This window comes from Variovorax sp. Varisp41, from assembly GCF_047325085.1.
In the GTDB taxonomy this organism is placed as follows: domain Bacteria; phylum Pseudomonadota; class Gammaproteobacteria; order Burkholderiales; family Burkholderiaceae_C; genus Variovorax.
Genome location: NZ_CP168541.1, coordinates 610,243 through 626,172, shown reverse-complemented (window position 1 = coordinate 626,172; position 15,930 = coordinate 610,243). Strand labels below are relative to the sequence as shown.

15 protein-coding genes are annotated in these 15,930 nt (G+C 70.2%); 4 read left to right on the top strand and 11 right to left on the bottom strand.

Annotated features, from left to right (window positions below; translation table 11 throughout):
• Positions 1–26 precede the first annotated feature (26 nt).
• Positions 27–572, bottom strand: a complete 546-nt coding sequence (locus ACEN9J_RS34025; protein WP_413765504.1) for a carboxymuconolactone decarboxylase family protein — start codon at positions 570–572, stop codon at positions 27–29.
• 100 nt (positions 573–672) lie between these two features.
• On the opposite strand from ACEN9J_RS34025, the gene ACEN9J_RS34020 reads away from it, so the two are divergent.
• Complete coding sequence (locus ACEN9J_RS34020) at positions 673–1,542, top strand: AraC family transcriptional regulator (protein ID WP_057592710.1); 870 nt, start codon at positions 673–675, stop codon at positions 1,540–1,542.
• Here ACEN9J_RS34020 and ACEN9J_RS34015 read toward each other — a convergent pair.
• Positions 1,449–2,183, bottom strand: a complete 735-nt coding sequence (locus ACEN9J_RS34015; protein WP_413765503.1) for a class I SAM-dependent methyltransferase — start codon at positions 2,181–2,183, stop codon at positions 1,449–1,451. The genes ACEN9J_RS34020 and ACEN9J_RS34015 overlap by 94 nt on opposite strands.
• Positions 2,184–2,279: 96 nt before the next feature.
• Here ACEN9J_RS34015 and ACEN9J_RS34010 point away from each other — a divergent pair, with 96 nt between their 5' ends.
• Entirely contained in the window at positions 2,280–2,903 is a 624-nt protein-coding gene (locus ACEN9J_RS34010; protein ID WP_261211196.1) for a TetR/AcrR family transcriptional regulator, read from the top strand.
• On the opposite strand, the gene ACEN9J_RS34005 is transcribed toward ACEN9J_RS34010, so the two are convergent.
• The 7 genes from ACEN9J_RS34005 to ACEN9J_RS33975 all read right to left on the bottom strand — a co-directional run bounded on the left by ACEN9J_RS34005 (position 2,887) and on the right by ACEN9J_RS33975 (position 9,566).
• Positions 2,887–3,390 carry a hypothetical protein gene (locus ACEN9J_RS34005; RefSeq protein ID WP_057592712.1) on the bottom strand — a complete coding sequence of 168 codons (504 nt, stop codon included), beginning with the start codon at positions 3,388–3,390 and terminating at the stop codon, positions 2,887–2,889. The genes ACEN9J_RS34010 and ACEN9J_RS34005 overlap by 17 nt on opposite strands.
• 67 nt (positions 3,391–3,457) lie before the next feature.
• Positions 3,458–4,444 (bottom strand): Bug family tripartite tricarboxylate transporter substrate binding protein, encoded by a 987-nt coding sequence (locus tag ACEN9J_RS34000; RefSeq protein ID WP_057592713.1) that lies wholly within the window; start codon positions 4,442–4,444, stop codon positions 3,458–3,460.
• A 44-nt stretch (positions 4,445–4,488) separates the two neighbouring features.
• Positions 4,489–5,523, bottom strand: a complete 1,035-nt coding sequence (locus ACEN9J_RS33995; protein WP_413765502.1) for an alpha/beta fold hydrolase — start codon at positions 5,521–5,523, stop codon at positions 4,489–4,491.
• A gap of 35 nt (positions 5,524–5,558) precedes the next feature.
• Entirely contained in the window at positions 5,559–6,425 is an 867-nt protein-coding gene (locus ACEN9J_RS33990) for an isocitrate lyase/PEP mutase family protein (protein WP_413765501.1), read from the bottom strand.
• 2 nt (positions 6,426–6,427) lie between these two features.
• Positions 6,428–7,420: a tripartite tricarboxylate transporter substrate binding protein gene (locus tag ACEN9J_RS33985; protein WP_057592716.1), complete on the bottom strand. Its 993-nt coding sequence runs from the start codon at positions 7,418–7,420 to the stop codon at positions 6,428–6,430.
• A complete protein-coding gene (locus tag ACEN9J_RS33980) occupies positions 7,417–8,361 on the bottom strand; it encodes a hydroxymethylglutaryl-CoA lyase (RefSeq protein ID WP_413765500.1) in 945 nt (314 codons plus the stop codon). The genes ACEN9J_RS33985 and ACEN9J_RS33980 overlap by 4 nt, the downstream gene beginning before the upstream one ends.
• Before the next feature lie 8 nt (positions 8,362–8,369).
• Entirely contained in the window at positions 8,370–9,566 is a 1,197-nt protein-coding gene (locus ACEN9J_RS33975) for a CaiB/BaiF CoA transferase family protein (RefSeq protein ID WP_413765499.1), read from the bottom strand.
• A gap of 163 nt (positions 9,567–9,729) precedes the next feature.
• Between ACEN9J_RS33975 and prpR the strand changes: the two genes are divergently transcribed.
• Positions 9,730–11,694 (top strand): propionate catabolism operon regulatory protein PrpR, encoded by a 1,965-nt coding sequence (prpR, locus tag ACEN9J_RS33970; protein WP_413765498.1) that lies wholly within the window; start codon positions 9,730–9,732, stop codon positions 11,692–11,694.
• An 18-nt stretch (positions 11,695–11,712) separates the two neighbouring features.
• Here prpR and ACEN9J_RS33965 read toward each other — a convergent pair whose 3' ends face one another.
• Together ACEN9J_RS33965 and ACEN9J_RS33960 are read right to left on the bottom strand one after the other, a co-directional pair.
• Positions 11,713–12,453 carry a cobalt ABC transporter substrate-binding protein gene (locus ACEN9J_RS33965; protein ID WP_057592719.1) on the bottom strand — a complete coding sequence of 247 codons (741 nt, stop codon included), beginning with the start codon at positions 12,451–12,453 and terminating at the stop codon, positions 11,713–11,715.
• Between the two features lie 23 nt (positions 12,454–12,476).
• Entirely contained in the window at positions 12,477–14,660 is a 2,184-nt protein-coding gene (locus ACEN9J_RS33960) for a TonB-dependent receptor (protein WP_413765497.1), read from the bottom strand.
• Between the two features lie 277 nt (positions 14,661–14,937).
• Between ACEN9J_RS33960 and ACEN9J_RS33955 the strand changes: the two genes are divergently transcribed.
• A complete protein-coding gene (locus ACEN9J_RS33955; protein ID WP_413765496.1) occupies positions 14,938–15,927 on the top strand; it encodes a DUF4434 domain-containing protein in 990 nt (329 codons plus the stop codon).
• Positions 15,928–15,930: the final 3 nt, after the last annotated feature.

The following is a 15,930-nucleotide window of genomic DNA, read 5'->3' as shown; positions in this document are numbered from 1 at the left end:
GAGATGGCAGGGCCCGGCGCCGCCGCTCAGGCGGCCGCGCGCAGCTTCACGCCCGGGAAATCGACGGGCACGTCGAGGGCGACATTCACATAGTTCGTGAACAGGTTCAAGGCCACGTGCGCCAGCAGTTCGACGATCTGCCGGTCGTCGAAGCCCGCGTCGCGCAGCGCCTGCACCTCGGCGGCGTCGATCCGGCCGCGCTGCTCGACCACCGCGAGCGCGAAGCGCAGCGCGGCGGCGGTCTGCGGGTCGGCGGACTCGCCGTGCTGTGCGGCGGTCATCTCGGCCGACGAGGCGCCGGCCTTGCGGCCCAGCGCCGTGTGCGCGGCCAGGCAGTAGTGGCAGGCATTGCGGTCGGCGATCGCCACCGCGATCTTCTCGCCGAGCTGCGCGGGAATCACGCCGCCGCCGAGCGCGCCGAACGATCCCCACAGGCTTTGCAGCGCGGCCGGCGAGTTGGCGACGGCGCGGAACATGTTGGGCGTGGCACCGAAGGCGCCGTGGATCTGCGAGAGCAGGGCCTGGGTGTCGCCGGTGGCTTCGGCGGGGGAGACGAGGGGGATACGGGACATGGTGCTTTCCTTTCAAGGGGTTGTGTCGGTGAAGGAAGTTTGCTGGTGATCCTCGTATCATTCGGATCGTTTTATCCGCCAAACATATCTTTTCGTCCGAATGGCCGCGCCACCTCCCATCGACAGGCTGTCCTCGCTGCTCGAGCGCTTCCGCGTGCGGGCGCACCTGTTCCACAACGGCCCGCTGTGCGGCACCACCAGCTTCGCGGCCGAGCCGGGGCGCGGCTTCCTGCACGTGCTGCGCCGCGGCGAGATGGTGGTCACGCATGCCGCGCGCAGCGGCGCGCCGCGCAAGCTGGTCGTGAAGGAGCCGAGCCTGCTGTTCTATCCGCGCCCGCTGACGCACCACTTCCACAACGCGCCCGTCGAAGGCTCGGACTTCGTCTGCGCGACGCTGGATTTCGATGGCGGCGAGACGCATCCGCTGGCGCGCGCGCTGCCGCCGCTGATCCGCCTTCCGCTGCGCGAGGTCGAGGGGCTCGAGCAGTCGCTGGCGCTGCTGTTCTCCGAGACCCTGCGCGTGCAGTGCGGCCACCGGCTGCTGGCCGACCGCCTGTTCGAGGTGGTGCTGATCCAGCTGCTGCGCTGGCTGCTCGATCATCCGGAACACAGCGAACTGCCGCCGGGCCTGCTGACGGGGCTCGGCGATCCGCGGCTCGCGCGCGTGCTGGTCGGCCTGCACGAGCGGCCCGGCGAGCCCTGGCCGCTCGAGCAGATGGCGCGCGAGGCGGGTTTGTCGCGCAGCGCCTTCGCGCAGCGCTTCCGCGAGGTGGTGGGCACCACGCCCGCCGACTACCTCGCGCTCTGGCGGCTCAGCATCGCGCAGGCGCAACTGCGTGGCGGCGCCTCGGTGAAGACCATCGCCGACGCGCTCGGTTATGCCAATGCCTCGGCGCTGTCGCGCGTGTTCGCGCAGAAGCTGGGCGTGTCGCCGCGCGAGTGGCTGGCGGCTCGGCGCCTGCCGCGATAGAGCGAGATCGACCCCGTCAGCGTCGGGATCACCGCGGTCTCCTCGACCTCGGCGAAGCCCGCTTCCTGCATCAAACGCGGCACGATGCCGTCGGCATTGGGCTGGGTGTCGGCGAAGCCGTCGACGCACTGCACCAGCCTGAACAGCGTTCGCATGGCCCGGGTGCGCTGCAGGCCGTAGTCGGCGATGTGCAGCTCGCCGCCCGGCACCAGCGCCGCGTGGATGGCCGCGAGGCCCGCGCGCTTTTCCGCCAGCGGCACCTGGTGCAGCACCAGGCTGGTCACGATCTTGGTCGGCTGCAGCGGCCACAGCAGCGCGGCCGCGTCGCGCAGGTAGCCACAGTGCAGTTCGCAGCGCACGCCGGTGGCGGCGAGCTTGGCGCGGGCGCGCTCGAGGATGCGCTCGTCGGGGTCGATGCCGATCAGCCGAGGCGTCGACCCCGAATGGCCGAGCAGCGCGAGGAAGGAGCCGGTGCCGCAGCCCACGTCGGCGATCACGTCGGAAGGCCGCGGCGCGAGCTGCGCCAGCAGGGCCGAGCGCCAGTGCCGCTCGCGCGTGAACAGCGACACGATGGGGTCGTAGGCGCCGAGCACCGGCACCGCGGGGGTGAAGTCGCGCGCCGGGCGCAGGGTCTTGTTCATGGCCATCTCCTGGATTCCTGGGTGTTCCGCTTCGCTGCGTTGCGATCGATAATCCGAGCAATTGCTCACAATGTCTACTCGCATTCGAGGAACGCCATGGCCCGCGCACCCGTCGTCCACCCGAGAAAGAAGGCCTCGCAGGAGCGTTCGCGCGCGACCGTCGACGCGCTGATCGAGGCCACTGCTCGCGTTCTGGTGCGCGAGGGCTTCGAGCGCGCGAGCACCAACCGCATCGCGGCCGAGGCCGGCGCCAGCATCGGCTCGCTCTACCAGTACTTCCCGACCAAGGAGGCGCTGGTGGCCGCGGTCATCGAGCGGCACAAGAACGACATGATGGAAGTGCTGCGTCGCGCGCTGGTGCGGGTCGCGGGCATGCCGCTCGAGCAGGGTGTGCGTGAACTGGTCGCGTTGATGATCGACGCGCACCGCGTCGACCCCGAGCTGCACCGCGTGCTGGTCGAGCAGATTCCGCGCATCGGCCGGCTGGCGGAGGTGGAGGGTTTCGACCGCGAGGTGCGCGAACTGGTGCGGGCCTACCTCGAGGCTCACCGCGCCGAGCTGCGCACGCTCGACCTCGATCTCGCGGCCTTCGTCTGCGTCTCCTCGGTCGAGACGCTCGCGCACGAGGCCGTGCTGCACAACCCCGCGCTGCTCGCGAACCGCAAGGTGAAGGCCTTCACCGACGAGGTGACCTTGCTCGTGATCAGGTACCTGACCTAGCCGCGACGCGTTTCGCGGCGGCGCGCAATAGCACGCGCGAGTAGAGCTTGTGGAAGCCCGTCAGCGCATCGATCGTCCAGCCGAGCCCGCCCTTCGCGCGCGGCAGGACGGCCGAGCCGAAGAACAGCGTGGTCCGCGGTGCCGCGCCGTCCGCGCGCGGCGCCACCATGAGCCAGCTGCGCGTGCGCCCGGTTGCCAGCACGATCTGGTCGGCCGCGCGCGCCTCGACGCGCCAGGCCGAGAAGGTCTCGACATGGCCCGCGGCCAGCGCGGCGGCGTCGCCGTCGTTCGCGCGCCGTCCGAGCACGATGCCGAGCAGCCAGCGCTCGGGCTTGAAGGCCGGCGAGGTGTAGAAGGCCTCGACGTAGGCGGCCAGTGGCACGCGGCCGTCGACGGCGAGCGTGTGGCAGTCGGTGTAGGCACCCGTGCCCTCGTAGCGGGCGAGCAGGGCATGCGCGGGCAGGGCGCGGATCTCGATCGGGTTCATGGGGCGGCGGCGGTCGCACGAGGATGCGTGCGCGTGCATTGTGCGGTGGCGCGCCGCGCGCCCGACGTCAGTCGACCCGCACCTTGGCCGCCTTCACGATCTGGTCGTATTTCGCGAGGTCGGCGCGGATCTGCTGGCCGAACTCCGCGGGCGTGTTGCCCAGCGCCGAGATGCCCAGCGACGCGAGCCGCTCTCGCACCTCGGGCGACTGCACCACCGCATGCAGCTCGCGCTGCAGCCGCTCGACGATGGGCTGCGGCGTCTTCGCGGGCGCGAGGATGCCGATCCACGAGCTCGACTCGAAGCCCGGCACGCCCGATTCGGCGACCGTGGGCACCTCGGGCAGCGAGGCCAGCCGCTGCGCGCTCGACACGGCGATCGGGCGGATCTGGCCCTTCTGCACGAAGGGATAGGCACCGGCCACCGCGGTGTAGAGCATCGGCAGCGAGCCGCCGACGAGGTCGGTCATCGACTGGCCGCCGCCCTTGTAGGGCACGTGCACGAAGTTCGCGCCGGTACGGGCCTTGAGCAGCTCGCCGGCCAGGTGCGGCGTGCTGCCGGTGCCCGCGCTGCCGTAGGATACGCCGCCCGGGTTGGTCTTCGAATAGGCCACCAGTTCGGACAGCGTCTTCGCGGGCACCGAGGGGTGCACGACGATGATCAGCACCGCGTCGCCGATCTTGCTGACCGGCACGAAGTCCTTGAGGGTGTCGAACGGCACCTTGGCATAGACGTGCGGGTTGATGACCAGCGTGCCGTCGAAGCCCAGCAGCAGCGTGTAGCCGTCGGGCGCCGCGGTCGCCACCATCTGCGTGCCGATGTTGCCCGAGGCGCCGGGCCGGTTGTCGACCACCACGCTCTGGCCCAGGCGCGCACCGAGCTTGTCGGCTACCACGCGCGCGCCGGTGTCGGTCACGCCGCCCGGCGTGAAGGGCACGATCAGGCGGATCGGCTTGTTCGGGTAGTCCTGCTGCGCGGCCGCGGGGCCCATGGCCAGCGCAAGCGGCAGCGCGGCCGCGAGCAGGCGCGCCAGCGTGTTCTTCCATGCATTCATCGCTTGTCTCCTTCGTTCGTTCTTCGATTCGCTCTTGGTTCTGTTCAGCGCTTCAGGCCCTGCTTCGCGAGCCACTGGTCGACGCGCTCGGCAATCGCATCCGAGTTGCGGTCCATCATGAGCATGTGAGAGTTGCCGCGCCAGCCGAGTTCGGGCAGCAGCAGCCGGTCGCCCGTGCCGCCGGCCGCGATCAGCCGCTGGCGGAAGTTTTCCTGCTGCGCCGTGATGCGCGTCCAGAACGGATAGCGCTCGAGGTTGTCGCCCCACACCCACAGCATGGGCACGCCCTTGAGGCGCGCGAAGTCGGTGGTCTCGGGGTTCGGCGAGCCCGAGGTCTCGACGGCGACGATGGCCTTGACCTTGTCGGGGTACTTCAGGGCCGAATTGAAGGCGAAGTTGCCGCCCTGGCTGTGGACCACGATCACGCAGGGGCAGGCCTTCCGCACATAGGCGTCGTAGGCCGCCTGCGTGGCCGCGTCGTTGGTGCTCCAGCGCGGAATCGACTGCTTGGCGAACTGGTCGAAGCTGGCCACCGGGAACTGCGTGCCCGGCAGCGCGCGGCGCTTCGCCGGATCGGTGTCGTACGAGCCGGTCTCGCCGATGCGGAACAGCTCCCAGCCTTCCTTCTTCGGCCGGAAGAAGGGCTCGCTCTTGAAGATCTCGGGATAGCGCGCCCACGAGGCGCGGCCGCGCTCGACCGCGTCGCTCACGTACACGTCCCAGCCGGCGCGCAGAAAGTGGTTCTCCCAGCCCGGCTGACCGTCGGGCTTGGTCTCCCAGGTCACGCCCGAGAGGCCGCCGCCGTGCCACAGCAGCAGCGGATAACGGCCCTTCGGGTTCGCCAGGCGCGTGTAGCGCGCATAGAGCCCCTCGACCTCGAAGTCGCCGTTGGGGTCGAACTTCAGCGGCGGCGCGCCGGGCGTGAACACCAGCTCCTTCTCGGGCAGGCCCGAGAGCGTGACGGCGCGTCCGCCCACGTGATAGCTGCCGACGTCGGCCACCTGCAGCGTGCCCGTCGAGCAGCCGGCCAGCGCCGCGGCCGCGATGCCGAGCAGCGCGAGCTTCCATGCATGTCTCATCTCTTGTCTCCGTTGTTGTTCGTAGGGGTGGGGCGCTATCGTGCCCAGCGTTTCTCGAAGTCCCAGACCTCCTCGAAGCCGATGCGCCGGCAGAACTCGTTGAAGTCGAACAGGTCGTCGCCCGGTGCCAGGCTGCCGCCGCTGGTCTTCAGGTGGCGCAGCGCGCGTTCCATCGCGGCCGCGGCCGCGAGGCTGGTCATCGACGGATAGATGGCGAGCGAGAAGCCGATCTCCCGCAGCGCCTGCGCGTCCAGCATCGGCGTCTTTCCGCCGTCGGACATGTTGGCCATCATCGGCAGCTCGAAGGCCGCGCAGGCGCGGCGCATCTCGTCCTCGGACTGCGGCGCCTCGAAGAACAGGATGTCGGCGCCCGCGCGCGCATAGGCCTCGAGCCGGCGCAGCGCCTCGTCCACGCCGAGTTCGGCGCGCGCATCGGTGCGCGCGATGATCAGGAAGTTCTTCTTGTCCTCGCGCGCCTCGGCGGCCACGCGGATCTTGTCGACCATGTCCTGCACCGGCACGCAGCGCTTGAACGGCGTGTGGCCGCACTTCTTCGGGAACTCCTGGTCCTCGAGCTGGATGGCGGTGACGCCGGCCGCCTCGTAGCCGCGCACCGTGTGGTGCACGTTGAGCAGGCCGCCGTAGCCGGTGTCGGCATCGGCGATCACGGCCGCGCCGCCGCTCGCGCGCACCAGCGTCGCCATGCGGTCGAGCATCTGGGTGTAGGTGGCGATGCCCGCGTCGGGCAGGCCCAGGCTCGAGGCCGTGAGCCAGAAGCCCGAGCCGTAGACGATGTCGAAGCCGACCTTGGCCGCCATGGTGGCGGCGATCATGTCCTGCAGGCCGGGGATGACGATGAACTCGCGGCGCTCGAGCTTCTCGCGCAGAAGGGGGCTGGCCATCGTCACTCGGCCCGGATGCCGCCGCGTTGCGCGACCTGCGTCCACTTCTTCGTCTCGGCCGCGAGGAAGCTGCGGAACTCGGCCGGCGGCGTGAGCGTGATGTGCGCGCCCTGGTCCTCCATCTGCTTGAGCACGGCCGGGTCGGCCGCCACCTTCTTCAGGTCCTGGTTGATCTGCGCCACGATCGGCGCGGGCAGGCCGGCCGGGCCGAAGAGGCCATACCAGCTCAGCGACTCCACGCCGTCGAGGCCGGCCTCCTTGAAGGTCATCGCATCGGGGAACAACGCCATGCGCTGCGTGTCGGCCACGCCGACCACGCGCAGCGCGCCCGAGCGCACGTGGGGCAGGGCGGTCAGCACGCTGGTCACGCCCATCGGCAGGTGGCCGCCGATGATGTCGACCATGATCGGCGCGCCGCCCTTGTAGGGCACGCCGGTCGATTGCAGCTTGCCGGCCTGGCGGATCATCTCGCCGGTCAGCCGGGTCTGGCCCTCGGAATAGCCCACGCCCAGCGGTTCCTTGCGCGCGGCCTCGATCACGTCGCGCAGCGTCTTGTAGGGGCCGTTGGCCTGCACCACCAGCACCGAGGGCGAGTTCGCGATGTTGGTGATCGGCGTGAAGGCCTTGTCGGTGTCGTAGGGCAGGCTCTTCATCAGCACCGGATTGACCGCGTGCGAACCCACCACCAGCAGCAGCGTGTGGCCGTCGGCAGGCGCGCGCGCGACGAAGTTCGAGCCGATCACGCCGTTGGCGCCGGTGCGGTTGTCCACCACCACCGATTGGCCCCACAGGTCCGACAGGCGCTGCGCCATCAGCCGGCCCACGATGTCGGTGCCGCCGCCCGCGGAGTAGGGCACGACCAGCGTGACGGGCTTGGTCGGGAACTTGGCGGCCGGTGCTTGCGCCCAGGCGCCGGCCGAGGCCATGGCGGCCAGCGCGGCGAGTGCCGTGCGGCGGGTGGGATGCGCGGTGAAGGGAGTCGATGGGTTCGTCATGTCGTTGCTGTCTCCGGGGATGTGTTGTTGGATGAATTCGTCTTCTCGCGCTGGCGCCGCAGCCAGGCGATCGCACGGCCGCCGAGCGGGCGCTGCAGCCGTTCCTGCGCGAAATCGATCGCCTCGAGCAGGCCGTCGAGCGAGATGCCGGTCGCAAAACCGCTGCGCTCGGCCATCAGCACCAGGTCTTCCGTGGCGAGGTTGCCGGCCGCACCGGGCGCGAACGGGCAGCCGCCGATGCCGCCCACGCTGGCGTCGAAGCGGCGGATGCCGGCCTCGAGCGCAGCCCAGGCATTGGCGACCGCCATGCCGCGCGTGTCGTGCAGATGGATCGCGAGCCGTTCGGGCGCGATCGCTTCGGCGAGCACGCGCATGCGTTCTTTCACCATGCCCGGCGAGGCCGAGCCGATGGTGTCGGCGATCACGATCTCGCCGGCGCCCGCGGCCTGCATGCGTTGCGCGAGGCGCAGCACCTCGGCCAGCGGGGTCTCGCCCTCGAACGGGCAGTCGAAGGCCACGGCCACATAGGCGCGCGTGCGCAGGCCCAGCGCTTGCGCCGCGGCCAGCGTGCGTTCGCTGACCTCGGTCGCCTGCTCCAGGCCCATGTTGATGTTGCGCTGGTTCATGGTCTCGGTGGCCGAGAGCACGACCGCGATTTCGGCCGCGCCGGCAGCATGCGCGCGCTCCAGCCCCTTGAGGTTGGGCACCAGCACCGAGCAGCGCAGCGCGGGCAGCGCCGCGTGCACCAGCGGCAGCAGCTCGGCCGCGTCGGCCATCTGCGGCACGGCCTTGGGCGACACGAAGCTGGTGGCCTCGACGCTGCGCACGCCGGCCGCCGCGAGCAGTTGCACCAGGCGCAGCTTGTCGTTGGCGCCCAGGTGCACCGGCTGGTTCTGCAGGCCGTCGCGCGGCGCGACGTCGGTGATGTGGATGGCTTCCATCGTCATCTTCAGGCGATGGTGCCGGCCTGGCGCAGCGCGTCCAGCTTCGCGTCGGAATAGCCGACCCAGTCGCCGAGCACGCGGCGCGTGTGCTCGCCGAGCGACGGCGGGCTGCCGTAGGCCTTCGGCGCGGCGGCCGAGAGCTTGATCGGGTTGCCCGGCATGCGCACGGTCTCGCCGGTGTGCAGCGGCACCTCGACCACCATGTCGCGCGCCAGCACCTGCGTGTCGCTGAGCGCCTGCGCGAAGTCGTTGACCGGCCCGCACGGAATGCGCGCCTGGCGCAGCCGCGCGAGCCAGTGGGCGGTCGGCTGCTTGCGCAACTCGCCGGCGATCAGCGCGTCGATCCCGGCCTTGGCCGCGAAGCGCACCGGCTGCTGCCGGTAGGCCGGGTCGCGCAGCTCCGGCAGGTCGATGAACTCGACGAAGCGCTCGAAGAAGGGGTCGCCGATGCAGGCGATGATGATGTGGCCGTCGGCCGTGGGATAGCTGTTGTAGGGCACGTGCACGAAGTGGCCGTTGCCGATGCCCGCGGGCACGTGGCCCGACATCAGGTGCATGGTCGCCATGTAGTTGAGCAGCGAGATCTGCGCGTCGAGCATCGAGATGTCGACGTGCTGCCCGCGCCCGGTGCGCTCGCGCTCGGCCAGCGCCGCCAGCACGCCCATCGCGCCGAACATGCCGCCGCCGAGGTCGCCGATCGGGATGCCGCTGCGCGTGGGGCCGCTTTCGGGCGTGCCGGTGATCGACATGCCGCCGCCCATCGCCTGCACCACCTGGTCGAAGGCCGGGCGCTGCGTCTCGGGGCCGGTCTGGCCGAAGCCCGTGACCGAGCAGGTCACGATGCGCGGGTTGACCTGCGACAGCGATTCGAAGTCGATGCCCAGGCGCTGCGTGACGCCGACGCTGAAGTTGTCGAACACCACGTCGGCCCGGCGCACCAGGTCGAGGAACACGGCCTTGCCCTCGGCGCTCTTGAGGTCCACGCAGACGCTCTCCTTGTTGCGGTTCAGCGTGAGGTAGTAGGCGCCCATGCCGCCGCGTGCGTAGTCGGGATCGTTCTCCAGCAGGCGTCGGGTGCCTTCGCCGCTGCCGGGCGGCTCGACTTTGATGGTGCGCGCGCCGAGGTCGGCCAGCAGCATGGTGCCGTAGGGGCCCGACAGCATGTGCGTCAGGTCGAGCACCGTGATGTGTTCGAGTGCCAAGTCGTGTGTCTCCTGAAAGACTTTGGTGTTGCACGGCATGTGCCAGCGCATGGGGCTGGAGGCAAGTCGTTGATGTGAAAGGATATTTTCCAAGAGACTCGGGTTTTCACTGTGTCTTGTGCGACATGGATGAAACGCTTGGCATGTTTCAATGCAACGCATGATGGAACGCCCGCTCCCCTCCGACCCGGCCTCGCCCGCGCGCCGCGGCCTGCCGCGCCTGTGTTTCCTGAGCTACCGCCAGATCCGTGAATTCGCGCTGCCCGTGGTGGCCGAGTACGTCGGCCGCGCCGAGATCGAGGTGGTCGACGGCACCTTCGGCGACGCGCTCGCGATCGCGCGCGACCGCCTCGAGCGCGGCCTGGTCGATGCCTTCGTGAGCGCGGGCTCGAATGCGAGCATCCTGCGCGCCGGCCTCGAGGCGCCGGTCGCGACGATCCAGCTCGGCGGCTTCGACCTGATGCAGGCGCTGATCAAGGCGCGGCGCATCGCCAAGCGCGTGGGCGTGGTGATGTACGGCCAGACCATTCCCGAGCTCGACGAGGTCAAGGACCTGCTCAACATCGAGGTCAGCCAGTACGCCTACCGCACGCCCGACGACGCGCGCCAGCGCTTCGAGTCATTGCGCCGCGAGGGCTTCGACGTGATCGTGGGCTCGAGTCTGGTGGTGGAGCTGGCCCAGCAGGCGGGGCTGCACGGCCTGCTGGCCTATTCGCTCGCGAGCATCCGCAAGGGCTTCGAGGACGCGATGGAGCTCGCGCGCGTGGCGCGGCTCGAGGCCGGGCGCTACGAGCAGCTCAACGGCGTGCTGCACAACCTGCAGGAGGCGGTGCTCGCGGTCGACCGCGACAACCGCATCATCGCGGTCAACCCGCCGATGCAGCTGCTGCTGGGCCATGCGCCCGCGCGCCTGCTGGGCCGCTCGCTCGAAGTGATGCAGCCCGAGCTGTCGCTGCAGGCCACGCTCGACCAGGGCCTGGAGGAGCGCGCGCTGGTGCAGCGCTTCGCGCAGCGCGACTGGGTGGTGAACCGCACGCCGATCCGCGAGCACGGCGAGATCGTCGGCGCCGCGCTCACGCTCTACGACGCGCGCGCGATCCAGGAAGCCGACACCAGCCTGCGCATGCAGCACGGCCGCCGCCAGAGCGCGGCGCGGCACCGCTTCGCGAGCCTGGTGGGCCACAGCCCGGCTTTCGCGCGCGCCGTGCAGACCGCGCAGCGCTTCGCGCGCAACGACCTCACGGTGCTGATCGCGGGCGAGAGCGGCGTGGGCAAGGAGCTGTTCGCACAGTCGATCCACAACGAGAGCACCCGCGCGGGCCGGCCCTTCGTGGCGGTGAACTGCGCGGCCTTTCCCGAGGCGCTGCTCGAGAGCGAGCTGTTCGGCTACGAGGAGGGCGCCTTCACCGGCTCGCGCCGCGGCGGCAAGCGCGGCCTGTTCGAGACCGCGCACACCGGCACCCTGTTCCTGGACGAGATCGGCGACATGCCGCTGCACCTGCAGACGCGCCTCTTGCGCGTGCTGCAGGAGCGCGAGATCACGCGGCTGGGCGCGACCGCGCCGATTCCCGTCGACGTGCGCGTGATCGCCGCCACGCACCAGCCGCTGCAGCAGATGATCGCCGAGCGGCGCTTTCGCCAGGACCTCTACTACCGCATCAACACCCTGCGCCTGGTGCTGCCGCCGCTGCGCGAGCGCCGCGAGGACGTCGCGCTGCTGGCCCAGGTGCTGGTGGAGCGTTGCCTGCAGCGGCAGGGCCATGGCGCGCTCGATGCGCGGCGAGCACTGGCACCGCTGATGCCGCGCCTGCTGGCCTACGGCTGGCCCGGCAACGTGCGCGAACTCGAGAACGTGGGCGAGCGCATCGCCGTGTTCCTCATGCAGTTCGAGCGGGTCGAGGAGATCCGGTGGGAGGAGCTGCGGCACGAGTGCCCGGAGCTGTTCGCGGACGAGAGCGCCGTGCCGGTCGAGGTGAGCGGTGTGCCCGCGAAATCGCAGTGGCGCGAACTGCTGGCCGCGAACGGCGGCAACCGGCAGCAGACCGCGCGGCAGCTGGGGGTGAGCCGATCGACGTTGTGGCGGTGGGTGCGGGAGATGGAGGGCGCGACCGACGATCCGCCCGCGTAGAACGCGGGCGGCGATCGATCACTTGTTCGGCGCCGCCGCAGGCCCCGCCGGCAGCGCCGCGATGCCGTCCGCCTTCACATAGGTCAGCGTCGTCACGTAGCTCACGCTGTCGAACTTCTCGGGTCCGTTGGCACCGGGCCGCTCGCCGGCCACGGCGTCGCTGACGCTGACCTCGGCCACGTAGGTGCCCTGCCACGGCAGGTCGAACTTCACCAGGCCCTGTTCGTCGGTGTGGCCTTCCTTGGCCCAGCCCGATTGCGTGACCAGCGCGACCTTGGTCTTGGCCTTGGGCTGGCCCTTGAAGAACAGCTTGAACTCGCCGGCATTGCCCGCGGGCACGATGTCGAGCACCAGCTTCGGTTGCAGCGGCGCGAAGCCGGTGACCAGGCGCGCGGCCGGGTGGTAGCGGCCGACGGTCTGCTTGTCGCCCTGCTTGCGGTTGAACAGCGGATAGCCCGCGTCCTCGGCCACGATGCTCTCGCCGGCCGCGGCGCCGAAGGGCAGCGCGAAGCCGCTGGCGGTCTTCTGCGCGTCGACGCTCTGCTCGCCCCTGGCCGACACCAGCGTGGCGGTGGGCTTGCCGAACTTGTCGAGCAGGCCCGGCGAGACCTCGCGCAGGTTCTCGCCGAACTCGCCGAAGCGCACGACGGCGGTCTTCTCGCCGGCCGGTTGCTCGATCCAGATCTGGTGCGCCTGCGCGGCACCCGCGAAGCCCAGCAGGGCGAAGGCGGCGGTGGCGATGGCGGTGATGCGGTTCATGCGTAAAGCTCCTTGGTTCAGGTTCAGAAATCGACGGTGGCCGACAGCATCAGCGTGCGCGGCGCGCCCACGGTGACGTAGGTGCTGGTCACCCAGTAGTTCTTGTCGAACACGTTCTCGAGGTTGGCGCGGAAGGTCACGGGCTTGCCGCCCATCTTCGTGGCGTAGCGCGCGCCGATGTCGAGTCGCGTCCAGGCCGGCACGCGCAGGATGTTGGCGGCGTCGGCATACACGGAAGACGTGTGGATCACGCGGCCGTTCAGGCTCAGGCCCGCCACCCACGGCGTGTCCCAGTCCAGGCCCAGGTTGAAGGTGCGGTCGGGCACGCCGGCCGCGTCCTTGCCCTGGTTGGTGCCGCCGGCGGTGCGCGTGAGCTTGGCGTCGTTGAAGGCCGCGCTGGCCATCACGCGCAGGCCCTGCTGGAGCTCGCCGTAGGCCGTGAGCTCGAGGCCGCGGTTGCGCTGCTCGCCGCCGAAGCTGTAGACCAGCGTGGCCGGGTCGGTGAGGGCATTGGGCCGCGTGATCTGGTAGACGGCGGCCTGCGTCGTGAGGCGGCCCCAGTCGACCTTCACGCCGGCTTCGTACTGCTTCGACTTCTGCGGCGCGAAGGTCTCGCCGACGTTGGCGGTGCCCGGGCCCGCCGTGCCGCCGCGCGTGAGGCCGGCCGTGTAGTTGGCATAGACCGAGACGTTCTGCACCGGCTTGAACACCAGGCCCACCAGCGGCGAGGTCGCGCTGGCCTTGTAGCGACTGGTCGATGTGCCCGAGGTCTGCGAGAAGCTCTCCTGCTCGATGGTCTGGTCGCGCAGGCCCAGCGTCGCGAGGAAGCGGCCGTCGGCGAAGGACATGGTGTCGGCCAGCACCACGCTCGACTGCTTGAGTTCGGCCGACTTCACCGCGGGCGTGCGCGGCGTGGTCACCAGCGGCAGTGGAGAGGGAAAGTACAGGCTCGACGGATTCGTGGTGCGCGAGGTCGCGTAGAAGAAACCTGACTCCTGGTCGAGCAGGTTCACGCCGAGCGCCACCGTGTGGCCCACGCTGCCGGTCTTGAACTTCGTGCGCACGCCGGCATCGGCCGCGGTGGTCTTGCTGTAGAAGTCGTAGTAGGCGTTCGAGACGTTGAAGCTGCCCAGCGAATTGGGCCGGCCGCTCGGGAACACCTGCTGGTAGTCGAGGTCGGTGTAGCCCACGCTGCCGTAGACCATCGTGCTGTCGCTGATGTCGTACTCGACGCGCGAGATGGCCGTCTTGACGTTGTCGTTCAGCTCGGTGCCCGGGTAGAAGTTCAGGCGCGCCGACGGCGGTTCGGGAATGCGCGTGATGCCGGCCGCGAAGCTGGTCTGCGGGCGGAATTCGCGCGTCTCGCCCTTGCTCGCGAAGGCGTCGAGCGACCAGCGCAGGCGCGTGCCGAGGTAGTCGAGGCCCAGCGAGCCGAGGCCGAGCTTCTGCTTGCCGTTGTCGATGTTGCCCTCGCCGTTGCGGAACACGCCGTTGACGCGCACGCCCCACTGGTTCTCGTCGCCGAAGCGGCGGCCCACGTCGAGGTGCGTGCCGAGCTGGCCCTTGCTCATGTAGGTGGTGGTCAGGCGCGTGAGCGGCACGTCGGCCGCGCGCTTGGTCACCACGTTGATGCTGCCGCCCACGCTGCCGCTGGGGCCGACGCCGTTGGCCAGCGCGCCCGGGCCCTTGAGCACCTCGACGCGCTCGATCATCTCGAGCGGCACGCGCGTGGTGGGCGTGAGGCCGAACAGGCCGTTGAGCCCGATGTCGGCGTTGGGCACGGTGAAGCCGCGGATCTGGAAGTCGTCGCCGAAGCCGCCGCGCGAGGTCAGCGGGCGCACCGAGGCGTCGTTCATCACCACGTCGGCCACGCTCAGCGCCTGCTGGTTCTGGATCAGCTCGGCCGTGTAGTTGGTGGTGCTGAAGGGCACGTTCATCAGGTCGGTGATGCCCAGGATGCCGAGGCTGCCGCCGCGCGCGAACTGGCCGCCGGCATAGGTCTTCTGCAGGCCGCCGATGGCTTCGGCTTCGCCGGAGACGACGACTTCGCCGAGCTGGCCCGTCGCGGGCGCGGTGGCGGTCTGGGCCGCGGTGCCGGCGGCGGCGAAAGCCAGGCAGGCGGCCAGGCAATGGCGTGCCAGGGGGCGGAGGGAAGAGGGAGGAAGGGTGGAGGCGGTGCGGGAGGCGGGAGCGGAACGGGAGGACATCGGTCGGGGATCGGCGAGAAAGAGCAGGCACCGGCGAGCCGGTGCGGGGGCGGGGCGAGGTCGGAAACGGGGCGGCACGACGCTGGCGGGCCAGCATGGCCGGGCTCTGGCGAGCTTGTTATGAATGAAAACGATTCTCATCATAGGTTGGCGTTGCTGCAAACCTTCCTATGCCTTTTGACCTTTGTGGACAAATGTGTCCTCGAGACCACAGCGACCTGCGGCCCGCCGCCGGAGCGCGAAGCCGTCGCGCGGGACGCGCCGATACTGTGGCCCGATGTCTTTTCTCCCCGCGCCCTTGCCGCTCCCGCTGCTTCGCCGACGCAGTTGCCTGATGCTGGCCGCGGCCGCCCTGCTGGGCGCCTGCACCGCGCCGCCGCCGAGGTTCCAGGGCAGCTTCCTGCAGCCCTGGAAGAGCCATGAATCGTTCTCCATCGACGAATGGCGGCGCCGGCTGCGCATCACGCGCGCACTCGGTTGCGACGAGATCGTGTTGCAGTGGAGCGCCCTCTACGGCGGTGCATTCGACTGGACGCTGCCCGACAGCCTGCTCGCCATGCTGTTCGAGGAGGCCGCGCGCGAGGGCATGGGCATCCGCATGGGCCTGCCCTACGACGAGAGTTGGTGGAAGGCCATGGGCTCGAAGGATCCGGCGGTGCTGCCGTCCTTGCTGGCCACCGCGCGCGATCGCTGCCTGCGGTTCATGGAGTCGGCGCGCTGGCCCAAGCTGCCGGGCTTTCGCGGCTGGTACCTGCCTTACGAGCTCGACCAGTACAACTGGGCGACCGCCGAGCGCCGGCAGCAGCTGGTGGACTGGCTCGAAGGGATCGCGACCGTCGCCCGCCGCACGGGCGGCCAGCCGCTTGCGGTGTCGACCTTCTTCAGCCGGCTGCCGACCGAGGGCTCGCTCGCGGAACTCTGGTCTCGGATCCTCGACCGCGTGCCGCTGCTCCCGATGTTGCAGGACGGTGTGGGCGTGGGCGGCATGGACAACCTCGTGGGGCTGGAGCCGCTGCGCGCGCTGTTGCGGCGGCGCGGCGTGGCCTTCGATCTGGTGGTCGAACTGTTCGAGCAGTTGCCCGCGGCGCCGGGGGGCGAGGAGGGTTTCAAGGCGCGTGCCGCGACGCCCGAGCGCGTGCGACGGCAGATGGAGATCGCGCGCGGCTATGGCGCGGAGCGCGTGATCGCGTTCGCGATCGATCCGTGGGTGGTGGGGGAGACGCCGGAGGCGAAGCGCCTGCTCGAAGCGTGGGGCGTCGCTTTCTAGGTC